The following is a 15,125-nucleotide window of genomic DNA, read 5'->3' on the forward strand; positions in this document are numbered from 1 at the left end:
ACCGGGTTGTTCGCCGGAGGGGCCCCGGCGCCACCGGCCGCGCCCCTGCCGTGCTCTCGGCAGGGGCTCAGCGACGGGTCAGAGGTAGTTCGCGGGGTTCGCGGCGTTGCCGTTGACCAGCACCGTGAAGTGCAGGTGGCACCCGGTCGACCAGCCGGTGGAGCCGACGTAGCCCACGACCTGCCCGCGCGAGACCCGCTGGCCGGGCTGCACGACGTAGTGCGTGGCGTGGTTGTAGACCGCGGTGACGTACTTGCCGTTCACGTTGCCCACGTTGAGGTGCATGCGGTTGCCGTAGACCTGGGAGAAGTAGCTGGAGGCCACGGTGCCGTCGGCGACCGCGCGCATCGGCGTGCCGCACGCGGCGCCGAAGTCGGTGCCGTCGTGAAGCCCCCAGTAGCCGTAGATGGGGTGGGTGCGGTAGCCGAACGGCGAGGTCAGGTAGCCGCCCGGCACCGGGTTGTCGAAGAACCCGCCGGAGTTCCCGCGGTAGCCGCCGCGTGCGGAGGCCGCGGCGGCAAGGATCTGGCGCCGGATCCGCTCCTCGCGCTGCTCCAGGCGGGCCAGCACCCGCTGGTCGCGCTGCTTGGCGGCGTCCGCCGTGGCCCGGGCGTCGCGGCGGGCCTCGACGCGGGTGCGGACCGCCGCGCGGGCGTCGCGGGCCTGCACGTGCAGGCCGCGCATGGTGCGCAGGTGCGCGGCGGCTGCGCGGCGCTGCTCGGCGACCGCGGCACGGGCGTCCTCGACGCGGGACTCGCGGACCCGCAGCAGCACCTCGGTCGCGCGCAGCTCGTCGTACGCCGCGGTCTCGTTGCCGACCACCGTCTTGCGCGCCTCGACGCCGCGCATCAGGTCGCTGGGGCTCTGGGCGTCCAGGATCGAGAACACCGCGAGCATCTCGGGGTCGCCCTCCTGGTAGATGGAGGTGACCGTGTCGACCACGGAGGCGCGCTGGGTCTCCACGGCCCGCTGTCCGGCCGCGACGTCGGCGCGCGCCTGGCGCAGCCGCTCCTCGGCGACGGCCAGCCGAGCCTGCATCTGCTCGTCGCGCGCCTTCGCGGCGGTGACCTTGGCGCGGGCGGTGTCGAGGGCGTCGCGCGCCTTGGTGAGCTCGGCGACCGAGGCCTCGAGCGCGGCGGCCGCGCGGCGGGCCCGGGCGCTGGAGTGCTCGAGCTCGTCGTGGGCGTGGTCGAGCTGCTTCTCGACCTTGCGCTGCTCCTGCTTGAGGTCGTCGTCGGCCGCCTGCGCCAACGGGACCGCTGCGGAGCCGGCGAGAAGGGCGCCGGCGAGCGCGAACGAGGCCATGCGGGAACGCGAGGCGCGGGGGAAGATGCGCACCAGGTCTGCCTTAAGTGATCGGGGAAACTCGGGAGGGAGCTCGGGGAAGAACCCGCGCCAACGTTAGGCGCCCGCGATCAGACTTTGAGGTATTTGCGCGTCAGCAGGAGTGTCGGCAGCAGCGTGAGCAGCGGGCCGAGGATCGCGATCACGATCACGGAGGTCGTCAGCTCCGGCCAGCCGATCCACGGGATGAACGCCAGCGACTCGGCGAGCTTGTCCTGCACGCCGAACTTCATCAGCGCGGCGAGTGCGCCGCCGGCCAGCACCACGCTGATCACGGCGGTGACCAGGGCCTCGAGGAGGAACGGCAGCGTGATGTACAGCGTCGAGGCACCCACCAGCCGCATGATGCCGATCTCCTTGCGGCGCGCGAACGCGGCGAGGCGGATCGTGTTGGCCACCAGCAGCAGCGCGGCGAGGACCAGGAAGCCCGCAACCGCGAGCGCGCCCTTCTGGAGCACGTCGAGGGTGTCGTAGATGCGCACCACGACCTCACGGTTGTCGACCACGCGGCTCACGCCCGGCAGCCCGGCGACCGCGCTGGTGATGCCGGCCGACTCCTTCGGGTTCTTCAGGGTGATCCAGATGGCCTCGGGCATGTTCTCGGCCGTCATCACCGGGTCGGAGCCCTCGAAGTACTCGTCGGGGAAGTCGAAGAGCTCGCGCATCTTGTCGAAGGCCTCCTCCCGCGTCTCGAAGTCGGAGGAGGCCACCTCGGCGTTGTCGTCGATGACGGCCTGGATCTCCTCCTTCTGCGGGTCGGTCGCCGCGGTGTTGCACGACGGCGACTGGTCGTCCTCGCGGCACAGGTACACCGCGATCTGCAGCTCGTTGCCGTAGCGCTCGGCGGCGCGGTCGGCCTGCTGGTTCAGCAGGACGCCCAGCGCCACGAGGGTGAGGGAGACGAAGAGGGTGAGGACGACCGCGACGTGCATCGAGAGGTTGCGGCGCAGCCCCTGGCGGAGCTCGGAGAAGACGTAGCGCAGCTGCATGGGGGCGGAAGGACTCCTGATCAGGATGGAACTCGGGACGTACGACGGGCTCGGCCGAGGCCCACGCGCGGCGGCGCGGGTCCCGGCGCGGTGTCAGTGCTGGAAGCCGTAGACACCCTGGGCCTGGTCACGGATGACCCGGCCGTGGTCGAGCTCGACGACACGCTTGCGCATCTGGTCGACGATCCCGTGGTCGTGGGTGGCCATCAGCACCGTCGTACCGGTGCGGTTGATGCGGTCGAGCAGCTTCATGATGCCGACCGAGGTCGACGGGTCCAGGTTGCCGGTCGGCTCGTCGGCGATCAGGATCATCGGCCGGTTCACGAACGCCCGGGCGATGGCGACGCGCTGCTGCTCGCCGCCGGAGAGCTCGTCGGGCAGCCGGTCGCCCTTGCCCTCGAGCCCGACGAGCTCGAGGGTCTCGGGGACCAGGTCGCGGATCTCCGTGCGCGAGCGTCCGATCACCTGGAGCGCGAAGGCGACGTTCTCGGAGACGGTCTTGTTCGGCAGCAGCCGGAAGTCCTGGAAGACGGTGCCGATCTGGCGGCGCAGTCGCGGGACCTTCCAACCGGCGAGCCGGTTGATCTCCTTGCCCGCGACGTAGACGCGTCCCGAGGTGGGGCGGGTCTCGCGCAGCACCAGGCGCAGCGCGGTCGACTTGCCGGACCCGGAGGTGCCGACGAGGAAGACGAACTCGCCCTTCTCGACGTCGATCGACACCTGGTCGAGGGCGGGGCTGCCCGTGCCGGGGTAGGTCTTGGTGACCTTCTCGAAGCGAATCACGCGACAGACGGTACGCGCTCCGGATGCGGATCCATGGATCGTGCTTTCGTATGTTGGGGGCGTGCGCCACTCCGTCCGGTCCCTGACGCTCGCCGCCGCCGCGCTCGTCGTGACCGGGCTCGCGGTGCTCCTGGGCGTGCTCACGCTGGGCCAGGGCACCTCCCCCGCCCAGGAGCGTGAGGCCCCGGCGGCTGTGCCGGAAATCACCCTGGCCGAGCTCGACACCACCGCCCTCGCCGTACGTCGTGACGCGTTCTGCGACGCCGTCCCGGCGAGCAGCGTGGCGAGCGCCCTCGACGCGGAGCCGAAGGGCGCGCGCGCGCACTCCCCCGGCGACCGCGCCCAGCTCGCCGAAGGGATCCGCGACGTCGCCCACGAGCACGCCTGCTCCTGGACAACCCCCACGGCCACCGCCCGCGCCTGGGTCTTCGCCCCTCCGGTGAGCCCCGGCCAGGCCCGCGCGACCGGGCGCGCCGCCGCGGACGCCGAGGGCTGCTCGCGGCTCCCCGACGCCCCGTCGTACGGCCTGGCGTCGGTCGCGCTGCTGTGCCGCACCGATGGCGGGCAGGAGGTCTCGTGGCGCGGCCTGTTCGGCGACGCGTGGCTGACCTGCTCGCTGCGCGCCCGCGACGTCCCCCGCGCGGAGCTGGTCGACCGGGGCGGGCGCTGGTGCGCCATGGTCGCCCGCGTCACCGCCTCCTGAGCCCGCCCTGAGCCAGGCCCCGGCCCGCGCCTGACGCGGGTCCCACCGACGCCACGCGCCGGCCGCTGAGCCGCACGCTCGCACGAGCCCGTTCGCCGAGCCCGTTCGCCGACCCTCCCGAGGGGCTCGGCGAAACCTGTCGCCAGACCGTGTCACCACGGCCGTGACAGCACGTTTCTTATGTGCATTAATTTACTCGACTTTATCGCAAAACCGAAGGAGCCCCATGTCCTCCACCCTCCCCCGTCGGCGTCACCGCCGACCGCGTCGACGCCTGCCCGTCGCGCTGGCCATGGCCATCTCGGCTCTGGTCGTGGCCGGCTGCTCCTCCGAGGCCGCGGGACCCGAGCTCGAGGCCGGGGCCGACCTCCCGGACCAGGCCCCCTCCGGGACGGTGCTGCGCGTCGGCGACCCCGCCACGCAGACCGCACTCGAGGTCTCCGGCCTCATCGCCGAGATCGACTTCGACATCGAGTGGGCCAACATCTCCGGCGGCCCCAAGACCCTCGAGGCCTTCCGCGCCGACGCCCTCGACGTCGGGGCGGTCGCGGACATCCCACCGCTCTTCGCGACCTGGACCGACACCGAGGTCCGCATCCTCGCCACCCGCGAGACCGTCGACCCGCTGGAGCACCAGACCTACGCCCTGGGCGTCGCGCCCGGCGCGGACGTCTCGGACCTCGACGACCTGGCCGGCAAGAAGATCGCCTACTCCCCCGGCCAGGCGCAGGGCGCGCTGGTGCTCCGCGTGCTGGAGAAGGCCGGACTGAGCCAGGAGGACGTCGAGCTGGTCGAGATGACCAGCGTGGACGACTCCTTCGTCAACGCCCTCGGCAGCAAGCAGGTCGACGTCGCCCCGCTCCAGCCGACCCTGGCCAAGACGTTCCTCGCCAAGTACGAGCGCGACGGCGCCCGCACCGTCGCCTCCGGGGTCCGCGACGACGCCTGGGTGCTCTACGCGCCGGTCGAGGTGGTCGAGGACGCCCACAAGGCCGCGGCCGCCAAGAAGTACGTCGCGATCTGGGCCAAGGCCCAGGAGTGGATCAACGAGCACCCCGAGGAGTTCGCCCAGGCCTTCTACGTCGAGCACGAGGGGCTCTCCCTCGAGGACGCCCGCTACGTGGTCGAGGCGCTCGGCACCTTCACGGTCCCGACCGACTGGGACGACCTGATCGCCCGGCACCAGGAGACCGCCGATCTGCTGGCCCGCGAGCAGGGTCACGACGAGCTCGACGTGAGCGAGCTCTACGACCGCCGCTTCGAGGAAGTGGTCGCCGAGGCCGTCGACGGCGCCGCACCCCGCGGGCCCGCCGGCACCGGGAGCCCGTCGTGACCGCCGCGCCCCCCGCCCCGCCCCCGACCCGCGCCCTCCACGACGGCTCGAGCGCCGTCGACGCCCGCGTCGTACGCCGCCGGCTCGGGCCCGGTCCGCGGGTGCCGTTCGCGGCGCTGCTCGGCCCGGTGCTGCTCGTCGTCGCCTGGTGCGTCGGCTCCGCCACCGGCGTCCTCGACCCTCGCACCCTGAGCGAGCCGTGGACGGTCGCGAGCACCGCCGCCGACCTCGTCGAGAGCGGTCGGCTCCAGGACAGCCTGGTGACCTCCGCGGTCCGGGCCGGCCTGGGGCTCGCCCTGGGCACCGCCGTCGGCGTGGTGCTGGCGATCATCGCCGGCCTCTCGCGTCTCGGCGAGGCGGTCGTCGACGGACCGGTGCAGATCAAGCGCTCGATCCCGAGCCTGGCGCTGATCCCGCTGCTCATCCTCTGGTTCGGCATCGGCGAGGAGATGAAGGTCATCACGATCGCCCTCGGCGTGCTCGTTCCGGTCTACATCCACACCCACCACGGCCTGCGCGCCATCGAGGGGCGCTACGCCGAGCTCGCCGAGACCGTCGACCTGAGCCGCACCGCGTTCGTGCGCAGCATCGTCATCCCGGCGGCGATGCCCGGGTTCCTGCTCGGCCTGCGCTTCGCGGTGACCTCCGCGATCCTCGCGCTGGTCGTGGTCGAGCAGATCAACGCCACGAGCGGGATCGGCCACATGATCACGCTCGCGTCCAGCTATGGACAGACCGACGTCATCGTCGTCGGCCTGGTCGTCTACGCCGCCCTCGGCCTCGTCGCCGACGGCACCGTCCGCCTGATCGAGAGGAAGGCCCTGACATGGCGACGCACCCTGGGCTGACGCCCGCCACCACCGACCACGCCCCGCAGCCCCACGGCAGCGCCGTGCGGGTCCGCGGCCTGCACCGCCGCTTCAGCGAGGCCGGGGGCGTGCTCAACGGCCTCGACCTCGACATCGCCCCCGGGGAGTTCGTGGCCCTGCTCGGGCGCAGCGGCAGCGGCAAGAGCACGCTGCTGCGCGCCCTGGCCGGGCTGGACCGCGACGTCGCGGGCCACGGCACGATCGAGGTCCCGACCAACGTCTCGGTGGTCTTCCAGGACTCCCGGCTGCTCCCGTGGAAGCGGGTCCTGGACAACGTGGTCCTGGGCCTCCCCGGCCGGCACGCCCAGGTCCGCGGCCGCACCGCACTGGAGGAGGTCGGCCTCGGCGGGCGCGACCGGGCCTGGCCGCACCAACTCTCGGGCGGGGAGCAGCAGCGAGCCGCGCTGGCCCGCTCCCTGGTCCGCGAGCCCGCGCTGCTGCTCGCTGACGAGCCCTTCGGCGCGCTCGACGCGCTCACCCGGATCCGCATGCACACGCTGCTGCGCCGGCTGTGCGAGGCGCACCGGCCCGCGGTGCTGCTGGTCACCCACGACGTCGACGAGGCGATCGTGCTGGCCGACCGGGTGATCGTGCTCGACGACGGCGTCGTGCGCTCGGACCTGGCGGTGCAGCTCGACGGGCGCCGCTCGCAGGCCGACCCCGCGTTCGCGGCGCTGCGCACCCGGCTGCTGGCCGAGCTGGGCGTCGTCGACGACGCGGACGCCGTACGCACGGAGGTGGCCTCGTGAGCCTGCACCTGAACCTGTTCATCTACCCCGGCGGTCACCACGAGGCCGCCTGGCGTCACCCGGACAGCGACATCTCGCGCGTCCTGGACATCACCTACTACCAGGCGCTGGCCCGCAAGGCCGAGGGCGCGAAGCTCGACGCGATCTTCTTCGCCGACGGCCCCTCGCTGGCCGACAACATCCGCTACGCCTCGCGGTTCCGCCTCGAGCCGCTCACCTGGATGTCGGCGATCGCGGCGGTGACCAGCCGGATCGGGCTGATCGGGACCGCGTCGACCACCTACACCGAGCCCTACAACCTGGCCCGCCAGTTCGTCTCGCTGGACCACCTCAGCAACGGCCGCGCCGGCTGGAACATCGTGACCACCGGGGCCGCCGGCGCCGCGGCCAACTTCGGGCTGCCCGAGCACCCGCCGCACGCCGACCGCTACGCCCGCGCCGACGAGTACCTCGAGGTGGTCACCCGGCTGTGGGACAGCTGGGAGGACGAGGCGCTGCTCGCCGACCCCGACAGCGGGATCTTCGCCGACACCGACCGCATCCACCGCGTCGACCACGTCGGCCGGGAGTTCTCGGTCGCGGGGCCGCTCAACCTGCCCCGCTCCCCGCAGGGCCGCCCGGTCTACGTGCAGGCCGGCTCCTCCGCCGACGGTCGCGGCTTCGCGGCCCGCTGGGCCGAGGCCATCTTCACCGCCCACCAGACCCTGGACAGCGCCCAGGAGTTCTACGCCGACATCAAGCAGCGCGCCCGCGACGTCGGGCGCGACCCGCGCTCGGTGCTGGTGCTGCCCGGGATCAGCCCGGTGATCGGCGCGACCGAGGCCGAGGCCCGCGAGCTGCACGACCGGCTCAACGTGCTCACCCAGCCGGCGTACTCCCTGGAGGTGCTGCGCAACACCCTGGGCGTGGACCTGTCCGGCCACGACCTGGACGGGCCGTTCCCGGTCGAGGCGCTGCACCTGGACGGCGAGCGCGCCGAGTCCAGCCGCGCGCAGCTGGTGCTCGACATCGTCGAGCGCGAGCAGCCGACCATCCGCCAGCTCATGCACCGCCTCGCCGGCGCCCGCGGCCACCGGGTCGTGGTCGGCACCCCCGAGCAGGTCGCCGACCAGATCCAGCTGTGGCACGAGAGCGGCGCCGCCGACGGCTTCAACGTGATGCCGCCGTGGCTCACCGGCGGCTTCGACCGCTTCGTCGACGGCGTGCTGCCGATCCTGCGCGAGCGCGGCCTGTTCCGCCACGAGTACGACGGCACGACGCTGCGCGAGCACCTCGGTCTCGCGCGGCCCGCGAGCCTCTTCAGCCAGCCCCACCACCACCAGGAGACCGCATGAACCCCGAGCACTGGCGCGACCTCGGCACCACCGGCGTGAAGGTCAGCCCGCTCGCCCTCGGCGCGATGATGTTCGGCGAGTGGGGCAACCCCGACCCCGAGGACTCGATCCGGATCATCCACCGCGCGCTCGACGCCGGAATCAACGTCATCGACACCGCCGACGTCTACTCCCGCGGCGAGTCCGAGCGGATCGTGGGCCGGGCGCTGAAGGGGCGCCGCGACGACGTCGTCCTGGCCACCAAGTTCCACGGCGCCATGTCCGATGAGGACCCCAACCACGGCGGCAACTCGCGGCGCTGGATCATCCGCGAGGTCGAGAGCTCGCTGCGCCGGCTGCGCACCGACCACATCGACCTCTACCAGGTGCACCGCCCGCGCCCGGAGATCGCGATCGACGAGACCCTCTCCGCGCTCTCGGACCTGGTCCACCAGGGCAAGATCCGCTACCTCGGCACCTCCACGTTCCTGCCCTCGCAGGTCGTCGAGGCGCAGTGGGTCGCCGAGCGCCGCCACCGCGAGCGGCCGGTGACCGAGCAGCCGCCGTACTCGATCCTGGCCCGGGAGGTCGAGCGGGACCTGCTGCCGACCGCGCAGAGGTACGGCCTCGGGATCCTGCCGTGGAGCCCGCTGGCCGGCGGCTGGCTCTCGGGGCGCCACCGCCGCGGCGAGGAGACCATCACCTCCTCGCGGCTGGCGCGCCAGCCCGGGCGCCACGACCCGTACCACCCCGCCAACGCGCGCAAGCTCGAGGCGGTGCACCAGCTCCAAGACCTCGCCGACGACGCCGGGGTCTCGCTGATCCACCTCGCGCTGGCGTTCGTGCTCGAGCACCCGGCGGTCTCCTCGGCCATCATCGGGCCGCGCACCATGGAGCAGCTGGAGTCCCAGCTGGGCGCGGAGAAGGTCTCGCTGTCGCGCGACGTGCTGGACCGCATCGACGAGATCGTCGCACCGGGCACCACGATCAACGACGCGGACCGGGGCTACGCACCCCCGGCCCTCACCGAGGCACGTCTGCGCCGCCGCTCGGCGCGCTGACACCCCTGGCACCGGGGCGCCTCGACGCGACAGGCCCCGTCTCCCGATCGGGAGGCGGGGCCTGTCGTCGTACGGCGGGTGCGGCGCGGGGCCGCGTGGCTCAGTTCTCGTCGGCCTTCTCGGCGCCGCGGCGCCAGCGGATGCCCGCCTCGAGGAAGCCGTCGATGTCGCCGTCGAAGACCGCGGCGGGGTTGCCGACCTCGTAGCCGGTGCGCAGGTCCTTGACGACCTGGTAGGGGTTCAGCACGTAGTTGCGCATCTGGTCGCCCCAGCTGGCCTGCACGTCGCCCTTGAGCTCGTCGAGGTGCGCCTTCTCCTCGGCCTTCTTGCGGGCGAGCAGCTTGGCCTTGAGCACGACCATCGCGCTGGCCTTGTTCTGCAGCTGGCTCTTCTCGTTCTGGCAGCTGACCACGGTGCCGGTGGGGATGTGAGTCAGCCGGACCGCGGAGTCGGTGGTGTTGACCGACTGGCCGCCGGGGCCGCCGGAGCGGTAGACGTCGACGCGGATCTCCTCGTCGGGGATGTCGATCTCGTCGGTCTGCTCGAGCACGGGCACGACCTCGACGGCGGCGAACGACGTCTGGCGACGGCCCTGGTTGTCGAAGGGGCTGATCCGCACGAGGCGGTGGGTGCCGGCCTCGACGCTCAGCGTGCCGTAGCCGTACGGCGCGTGGATCGCGAAGGTCGCCGACTTCAGGCCGGCCTCCTCGGCGTAGGAGGTGTCGAAGACCTCCACGGAGTACTTGTGCTGCTCGGCCCAGCGCGTGTACATGCGCATCAGCATCTCGGCGAAGTCCGCGGCGTCGACGCCACCGGCGCCGGCGCGGATGGTCACCAGGGCCTCGCGGGAGTCGTACTCGCCGGAGAGCAGGGTGCGGACCTCGAGGGCCTCGACGGACTTCTTGACCCGCTCGAGCTCGATCACGGCCTCGCCGAGGACGTCGTCGTCGCCCTCCTCGCGGGCCATCTCGGCCATCAGGCCGACGTCCTCGATGCGGCTGGTGAGGCTCTCGAAGCGCTCGAGCTCGCCCTGGAGGGTGGACAGGCGACCGGTGACGCGCGCGGCGTTGGCCTGGTCGTCCCAGAGGTCCGGGGCGCCCACCTGCTCGCTGAGGTCGGCGATCTCGACCTTCATCGCGTCCACGTCGAGCACCTGCTCGATCGTGCGCATGGTTGCCTGGAGCTGTTTGATCTCGACGTCGAAGTCCGGTCCGGCCACGTCCTACAGGTTACGGCCCCGCTGGGTAGGTGTCGAAAGCCGCCCTGACCTCGGTTTTTTCAACCGCGTGCCGCCGGGCGACAACTTCCCCTGCGTCCGGGCGCTGCCTAGCCTCAGGGCCGATGGTCCGCCCACGCCGGGCCGGCCGGCGCGTTCTTTGGGGGTCCTCCTGCACAGGAGGGTGTGCGCCGTCCCGGCCGGCGTACGGCGTCAGCGCTGGCCGAGCACCTGCGCGGCGTACCAGCGGCCGTCGTCGCCGCGTCGGGCCGCGATGCCGACCCGGTCGAACCCGCCGTTGAGGATGTTGGCGCGGTGGCCGGGCGACTTCATCCAGCCCTGGCGCACGACGGCGCGCCCCCTGGGATAGCCGGAGGCGACGTTCTCACCCACCATGCTCATCCCGCAGCGCTGCAGCAGCGGGCCCAGGTCCTGGTGGAAGATCCGCTGCTGCGCGGCCATCTTGCGCGCCTGCTGGGCGGCGGCCTTGCGCAGGCAGGCGTTCTTCTTCACCGCGCCGCGGTCGTGGTTGGCGCGCACCGCGTTGGTCGCACGCACGGCCTGGTTGGCGTAGGTCTGCTCCGGCGTCGCGGCGCTGGCCGGCGACAGCACCGCGAGCGGGGACAGGAGGAGGGCGAACAGGGCCACGAGGGTTCCGAGACGGTGAGACATCCGGCGAGGCTACGAGATCGGTGGTGGCCGATGCACGCGCCGACACCCGCCTCCCCCACTTCGCATCGGCACATATAACCGGGGCATCCCGTATCGTTTACTCAATGGCACGGACTGGACGCCCGGCAGGGCCGGCGAACGAGACGGCGACCGTGGTGCTCACCGCGGCACTCGAGCTGCTGCTGGTGGAGGGCGCGACCGCGCTGACCCCGCAACGGCTGCACCAGGTGACCGGCGTCTCGCGCTCGACGATCTACCGGCACTGGCCGACCTCGACCGACGTACTGGCCGCGCTCATCGACGTGGCGCCTTCCCCGCCGGGCCCCTCCTCCGGCGACCTGGCGGCCGACCTGCACACGGCGGTCGATGTGCTGTGCGACCGGCTGCGCGACAAGCCGGTGGCGGCGTTCCTCCAGGCGCTGACCACCACCGCGGCGCTCGACCCGGCCGCGGCCGACCTGCGGCGGCGCTACGTCGAGGACCTGCTCGAGCCGTTCGGCACGGTGCTGGCCCAGGCGCAGGTGCCCCGCGGCCCGGCCGACGACGTGATCGCCGTGGTCGTCTCACCGCTGCTCGTCGACGCCCTCCTGCTGGACCGGCCCGCGGCGCGCGCCCGGGCGCACCGCGCGGTGGACCTCTGCCTCGCCGGGCTCGAAGGAGTGTCGCGATGACGAACGCCGTGGGCCCCCGGGCCGTCTTCGGGGTGATCGTGCCGAGCACGAACACCGTGGTCGAGCACGACTACTGGCGCGCCGGTGTCGACGGGGTCGCGTTCCGCGCCGGCTCGATGCACATCCCGGACCCCACGATGGCCGGCGACGCCGGCTTCGAGGCGCTGCTGGTGCAGATCCGCGCCTCCCTCGACACCGCGGTGCGCGACGCGCTCACCGCCGAGCCGGACCGGATGGTCATGGGGATGTCGGCGGAGACGTTCTGGGGCGGCGTCGAGGGCAACGCCGCCTTCGAGCAGCGGATGCGCGAGCGCACCGGTCTCCCGGTCACCACCGGCGCCGGCGCGTGCCGGGCGGCGCTGCACGCCCTCGGCGTACGTCGGATCTCGGTCTTCTCGCCGTACCAGCCGGTCGCCGACCGCGAGGTCGGCCGGTTCTTCACCGAGGCGGGCTTCGACGTCGCGGCGATCACCGGCCTGCGCTGCCCCACCGCCATGGACATCGCCCGTGTCGAGGAGCCCCGGCTGCGCGAGGTGGTGGCCGAGATCGACCGCCCCGGCGTGGAGGCGATCGTGCAGGTCGGCACCAATCTCTCCTTCGTCGGGCTCGCCGAGACGCTCGAGGCCGAGCTCGGCCGCCCGGTCGTCGCGATCAACGCCGCCACGCTGTGGCACGCGCTGCGCGAGCACGGCATCGAGGACCGGGTCACCGGCTCCGGGGTGCTCCTGCGCGAGCACTGACCTGCGCTCACCGACTTACGTCCTCCGGGCGAAGCGGATGTCGCCGTTCGGCATCCGCTGGTGGAGATAGCGGTCGTCGTGGACCAGATGGTGGTGGTGGAAGCAGAGCAGGAGCGCGTTCGCGAGGTCGGTCCTCCCTCCCGCTGACCACGGCTTCAGATGATGTGCCTCGCACCAGGTGGCGGGGATCGAGCAGCCGTCCGCGCGGCACTCCCGGTCGCGGATCGCGAGGGCCTTCCGTTGTCCGGGGCTGAAGAGCCTCGTTGCGTGTCCGAGGTCGAGCGGGACCGAGCGGGTGCCCAGCACCGCGGGCACGAGGCCTGCGGTGCAGGCCAGTCGCCGGGCCTCGCCGGCGGTGATCCGGGAGCCGTCCGCCAACGTCGCCGTCCCGAGGCCCGCGGTCAGCGTCGCCAGGTCCATCGTGATGACCAGCGTCGTCGCGTCCCCGCCGTGCAGCGGCAGCCGGGCGGGGTCGAGGGCCTCCATCAGCGAGCAGAACGCCTCACCGAGGCGCCGCTCGTACGGCACCCGCCGCCCGTCGTCCGCAGCCGCCGCGCCGTCCTCCTTGCGGGGGTTGGTGAAGGCCTCCAGCATCGTGGTCAGCCGCAACGCCACGCTCTCGGGCACCCGCGCCCGGATGAATGCCGTGCCGTCGCCCTGGTGCTGCACCGACAGCGTCGTACGCCGCCGAGCCGCGCGCTCCGCGGCCTCCAGCTGTCGCCGTTCCAGCTCCTCGGCCCACTGCGGCGCGACCACCTCCAGGATCCGCTCCCCCAACCGGCGCAGCTCCCGCGGACCGAAGCCGACCGCCTGCTCCACCAGATAGACCTCCGCGCGGACCAGGACCTCGGCCCACTCCTCCGCCGGGGCCTCCACCAGGTCACGCCCGCAGGCCAGCTCGTCGAGGGCAGCCACGATCACCTGGGCCTGGTCGACGCTCATCCGCCCGCCCAGCAGCGCCAAACCGACCCGGTGCCAGCGCTGCTCGCACGCCACCCCCAGCCGCTGCGCCCGACGGGTCGTGGTCAGCGAGTCATGGGTGCGGTGCGTCAACCACGAGGCGACGTCCCGGTGGCCCTCCGCGTCCGCCACGTCGTCCGCACACCCGACCAGCCGCGCCAGGACAGCCTGCGCCCGCGACGATGCCGAGGCCGCCATCAGCAACGCCTGGCGCTTCGTCGCCACGGGAAGGAACACCGGGTCCCGCTCGACCACCCGGTCCAGGTCGGCGTGCAGGCGCTCCAGATCCACCAGATAGGGATCGAGCGTTTCGGCCATCCGGGCCTCCCGAGACCAGGTGCTGCGGAGCTCTACGACATGACTTCATCCTAGAGACGACCGGGGACATTTCCGGGGCCCCGACCTCCGTCCCTCCGCCGGCTGTGGAGGGTCGTCGGCAGGCCTGTTGGTGCGCGGGGTCCTGCGCTCCACACCCATGGGATTGGCGACGCCCGATCGCGGGAAGCAGCCCCGCGTGAAGATCCGACTCCTGCGGCCCCTCGCGTCCCTCCTCGCGTCCGGCGGCCTCCTCGTCTCCTCCCTCGCCGTGGCGCCCGCTGCCCGGGCAGCCGACCCGGTCGGTTTCCTCGACGCTGTCTCAGTCACCCCCGACGGCTACGTCGCCGTCAGCGGCTGGGCGCAGGACCCGGACACCCCGGACGCCGCCGTGGAGATCCACGTCTACTCCACCACCAGCTACGGCAGCCGCCGGCTCCTCGGAACCACGACGGCCGGTCTCCATCGCGAGGACGTCGGGCCGCACGGGTTCGCCGCTTCCTTCCAGCCCCCGGGGGACCTGTCCCCGAGCGAGACGGTGTGCGCCTACGCGATCGATCCCACGGGCAGCAACCCGCTGCTCCCGCCATGCCACGAGGTGAGGATCCCCCACCCGGATGCGATGGCGTTCCTCGAGGAGCTGAAGGTCCAGCGCACCACGCTCCGAGTCGCCGGCCGCGCGTACGACGCCAACTCCCAGGGCCGCCCCATCAAGGTGAGGATCTCGATCGACGGCGCTCGGGTCGCCACCGTCCTGGCCAACCGCCCCGCACCGAAGTCCTTCTGGTCGCAGGCTCCCCACTGGTTCCGGACCAGGGTGAAGCACCCGGTCGGCACCTTCGAGCTCTGCCTACGCCCGGTCAACGTGGGCGCGGGCACCTCCACGGGCGACTGCCTGATGATGCCGGCCGCCCGGATGACCGGGCCGGCGAAGAAGTCCACCCGGGCCAAGCGGGTGAAGCTGAGCTGGCGTGGCATCCAGACCGAGCAGCTCGGGCCTGGCCTGCCCTACTCCGTGCGTCACCGCAGCCGACCGGCAGCGCGCACCGGCAAGGGCGGCTGGACCTCGTGGACGGTCCCCGGCGCCCGGCGTGCGCTGACCACCATGTCGGTCAGGTCGCAGCCGCTGAGGAAGGGGCGCACCTACTGCTTCAGCGTCCGCCCGAATCTCCGCGCGGCAGGGGGCGACGGGAGCGTCTCGCTCGCCTGGTCGCCTCCGCGCTGCGTCACGCGACGGTGAGCCCCTCAGGCCACCGTCGACACCGCGGACCCGCTCGCGCCGACCCGTGGGCGTCGACCCAACGACAACGGAGCAGCCGCCAATCAGGCCAAAAGAGGTTACCTGGCGCGATCGTTCTTGCCCTCTCCTCGACACTCCTGGCCCCCTAGACATCCCCACCAAGGGCG

15 protein-coding genes are annotated in these 15,125 nt (G+C 72.6%); 9 read left to right on the forward strand and 6 right to left on the reverse strand.

Annotation, left to right across the window (positions count from 1 at the left end; all coding sequences use genetic code 11):
- Nucleotides 1-78 precede the first annotated feature (78 nt).
- From HOQ23_RS21610 to ftsE, 3 genes are all read right to left on the reverse strand, one after another.
- Nucleotides 79-1,338 (reverse strand): M23 family metallopeptidase, encoded by a 1,260-nt coding sequence (locus HOQ23_RS21610; protein WP_172215209.1) that lies wholly within the window; start codon nt 1,336-1,338, stop codon nt 79-81.
- A gap of 77 nt (nt 1,339-1,415) precedes the next feature.
- Nucleotides 1,416-2,333: a permease-like cell division protein FtsX gene (ftsX, locus tag HOQ23_RS13880; protein ID WP_172215210.1), complete on the reverse strand. Its 918-nt coding sequence runs from the start codon at nt 2,331-2,333 to the stop codon at nt 1,416-1,418.
- Between the two features lie 93 nt (nt 2,334-2,426).
- The gene (gene ftsE / locus HOQ23_RS13885) at nt 2,427-3,116 is read right to left on the reverse strand and encodes a cell division ATP-binding protein FtsE (RefSeq protein WP_172215211.1); all 690 of its coding nucleotides are present in this window, start codon (nt 3,114-3,116) and stop codon (nt 2,427-2,429) included.
- Between the two features lie 61 nt (nt 3,117-3,177).
- Here ftsE and HOQ23_RS13890 point away from each other — a divergent pair, with 61 nt between their 5' ends.
- The 6 genes from HOQ23_RS13890 to HOQ23_RS13915 all read left to right on the forward strand — a co-directional run bounded on the left by HOQ23_RS13890 (nt 3,178) and on the right by HOQ23_RS13915 (nt 9,144).
- A complete protein-coding gene (locus tag HOQ23_RS13890) occupies nt 3,178-3,819 on the forward strand; it encodes a hypothetical protein (RefSeq protein WP_172215212.1) in 642 nt (213 codons plus the stop codon).
- Nucleotides 3,820-4,045: 226 nt separating this feature from the next.
- Nucleotides 4,046-5,152 (forward strand): ABC transporter substrate-binding protein, encoded by a 1,107-nt coding sequence (locus HOQ23_RS13895; RefSeq protein ID WP_172215213.1) that lies wholly within the window; start codon nt 4,046-4,048, stop codon nt 5,150-5,152.
- The gene (locus HOQ23_RS21615; RefSeq protein WP_172215214.1) at nt 5,149-6,000 is read left to right on the forward strand and encodes an ABC transporter permease; all 852 of its coding nucleotides are present in this window, start codon (nt 5,149-5,151) and stop codon (nt 5,998-6,000) included. Before HOQ23_RS13895 ends, HOQ23_RS21615 begins: the two co-directional genes overlap by 4 nt.
- Nucleotides 5,979-6,770 carry an ABC transporter ATP-binding protein gene (locus HOQ23_RS13905; protein WP_172215215.1) on the forward strand — a complete coding sequence of 264 codons (792 nt, stop codon included), beginning with the start codon at nt 5,979-5,981 and terminating at the stop codon, nt 6,768-6,770. The genes HOQ23_RS21615 and HOQ23_RS13905 overlap by 22 nt, the downstream gene beginning before the upstream one ends.
- Complete coding sequence (locus tag HOQ23_RS13910) at nt 6,767-8,104, forward strand: LLM class flavin-dependent oxidoreductase (protein WP_172215216.1); 1,338 nt, start codon at nt 6,767-6,769, stop codon at nt 8,102-8,104. The genes HOQ23_RS13905 and HOQ23_RS13910 overlap by 4 nt, the downstream gene beginning before the upstream one ends.
- Nucleotides 8,101-9,144, forward strand: coding sequence for an aldo/keto reductase (locus tag HOQ23_RS13915; RefSeq protein ID WP_172215217.1), 1,044 nt, complete (start codon nt 8,101-8,103; stop codon nt 9,142-9,144). The genes HOQ23_RS13910 and HOQ23_RS13915 overlap by 4 nt, the downstream gene beginning before the upstream one ends.
- A gap of 100 nt (nt 9,145-9,244) precedes the next feature.
- On the opposite strand, the gene prfB is transcribed toward HOQ23_RS13915, so the two are convergent.
- Together prfB and HOQ23_RS13925 are read right to left on the reverse strand one after the other, a co-directional pair.
- A complete protein-coding gene (prfB, locus tag HOQ23_RS13920) occupies nt 9,245-10,363 on the reverse strand; it encodes a peptide chain release factor 2 (RefSeq protein WP_172215218.1) in 1,119 nt (372 codons plus the stop codon).
- Nucleotides 10,364-10,573: 210 nt separating this feature from the next.
- Nucleotides 10,574-11,032, reverse strand: coding sequence for a CAP domain-containing protein (locus HOQ23_RS13925; RefSeq protein WP_172215219.1), 459 nt, complete (start codon nt 11,030-11,032; stop codon nt 10,574-10,576).
- 104 nt (nt 11,033-11,136) lie between these two features.
- Here HOQ23_RS13925 and HOQ23_RS13930 point away from each other — a divergent pair, with 104 nt between their 5' ends.
- Together HOQ23_RS13930 and HOQ23_RS13935 are read left to right on the forward strand one after the other, a co-directional pair.
- A complete protein-coding gene (locus tag HOQ23_RS13930) occupies nt 11,137-11,703 on the forward strand; it encodes a TetR/AcrR family transcriptional regulator (protein ID WP_172215220.1) in 567 nt (188 codons plus the stop codon).
- Nucleotides 11,700-12,443, forward strand: a complete 744-nt coding sequence (locus HOQ23_RS13935; protein WP_172215221.1) for an arylmalonate decarboxylase — start codon at nt 11,700-11,702, stop codon at nt 12,441-12,443. The genes HOQ23_RS13930 and HOQ23_RS13935 overlap by 4 nt, the downstream gene beginning before the upstream one ends.
- A gap of 15 nt (nt 12,444-12,458) precedes the next feature.
- Here the strand turns inward: HOQ23_RS13935 and HOQ23_RS13940 are convergent, their stop codons facing one another.
- Nucleotides 12,459-13,721: an HNH endonuclease signature motif containing protein gene (locus HOQ23_RS13940; protein WP_172215222.1), complete on the reverse strand. Its 1,263-nt coding sequence runs from the start codon at nt 13,719-13,721 to the stop codon at nt 12,459-12,461.
- Nucleotides 13,722-13,917: 196 nt separating this feature from the next.
- On the opposite strand from HOQ23_RS13940, the gene HOQ23_RS13945 reads away from it, so the two are divergent.
- Nucleotides 13,918-14,958, forward strand: a complete 1,041-nt coding sequence (locus tag HOQ23_RS13945; RefSeq protein ID WP_172215223.1) for a hypothetical protein — start codon at nt 13,918-13,920, stop codon at nt 14,956-14,958.
- Nucleotides 14,959-15,125: the final 167 nt, after the last annotated feature.

This window comes from Nocardioides sp. zg-DK7169 (genome assembly GCF_013155365.1).
Taxonomy (GTDB): domain Bacteria; phylum Actinomycetota; class Actinomycetes; order Propionibacteriales; family Nocardioidaceae; genus Nocardioides.

Coding starts and splice junctions, on each gene's coding strand:
- ftsX (WP_172215210.1), bottom strand. CDS start 2,333: ATGCAGCTGCGCTACGTCTTCTCCGAGCTCCGCCAGGGGCTGCGCCGC.
- HOQ23_RS13895 (WP_172215213.1), top strand. CDS start 4,046: ATGTCCTCCACCCTCCCCCGTCGGCGTCACCGCCGACCGCGTCGACGC.
- HOQ23_RS13905 (WP_172215215.1), top strand. CDS start 5,979: ATGGCGACGCACCCTGGGCTGACGCCCGCCACCACCGACCACGCCCCG.
- HOQ23_RS13915 (WP_172215217.1), top strand. CDS start 8,101: ATGAACCCCGAGCACTGGCGCGACCTCGGCACCACCGGCGTGAAGGTC.
- HOQ23_RS13925 (WP_172215219.1), bottom strand. CDS start 11,032: ATGTCTCACCGTCTCGGAACCCTCGTGGCCCTGTTCGCCCTCCTCCTG.
- HOQ23_RS13930 (WP_172215220.1), top strand. CDS start 11,137: ATGGCACGGACTGGACGCCCGGCAGGGCCGGCGAACGAGACGGCGACC.
- HOQ23_RS13935 (WP_172215221.1), top strand. CDS start 11,700: ATGACGAACGCCGTGGGCCCCCGGGCCGTCTTCGGGGTGATCGTGCCG.
- HOQ23_RS13940 (WP_172215222.1), bottom strand. CDS start 13,721: ATGGCCGAAACGCTCGATCCCTATCTGGTGGATCTGGAGCGCCTGCAC.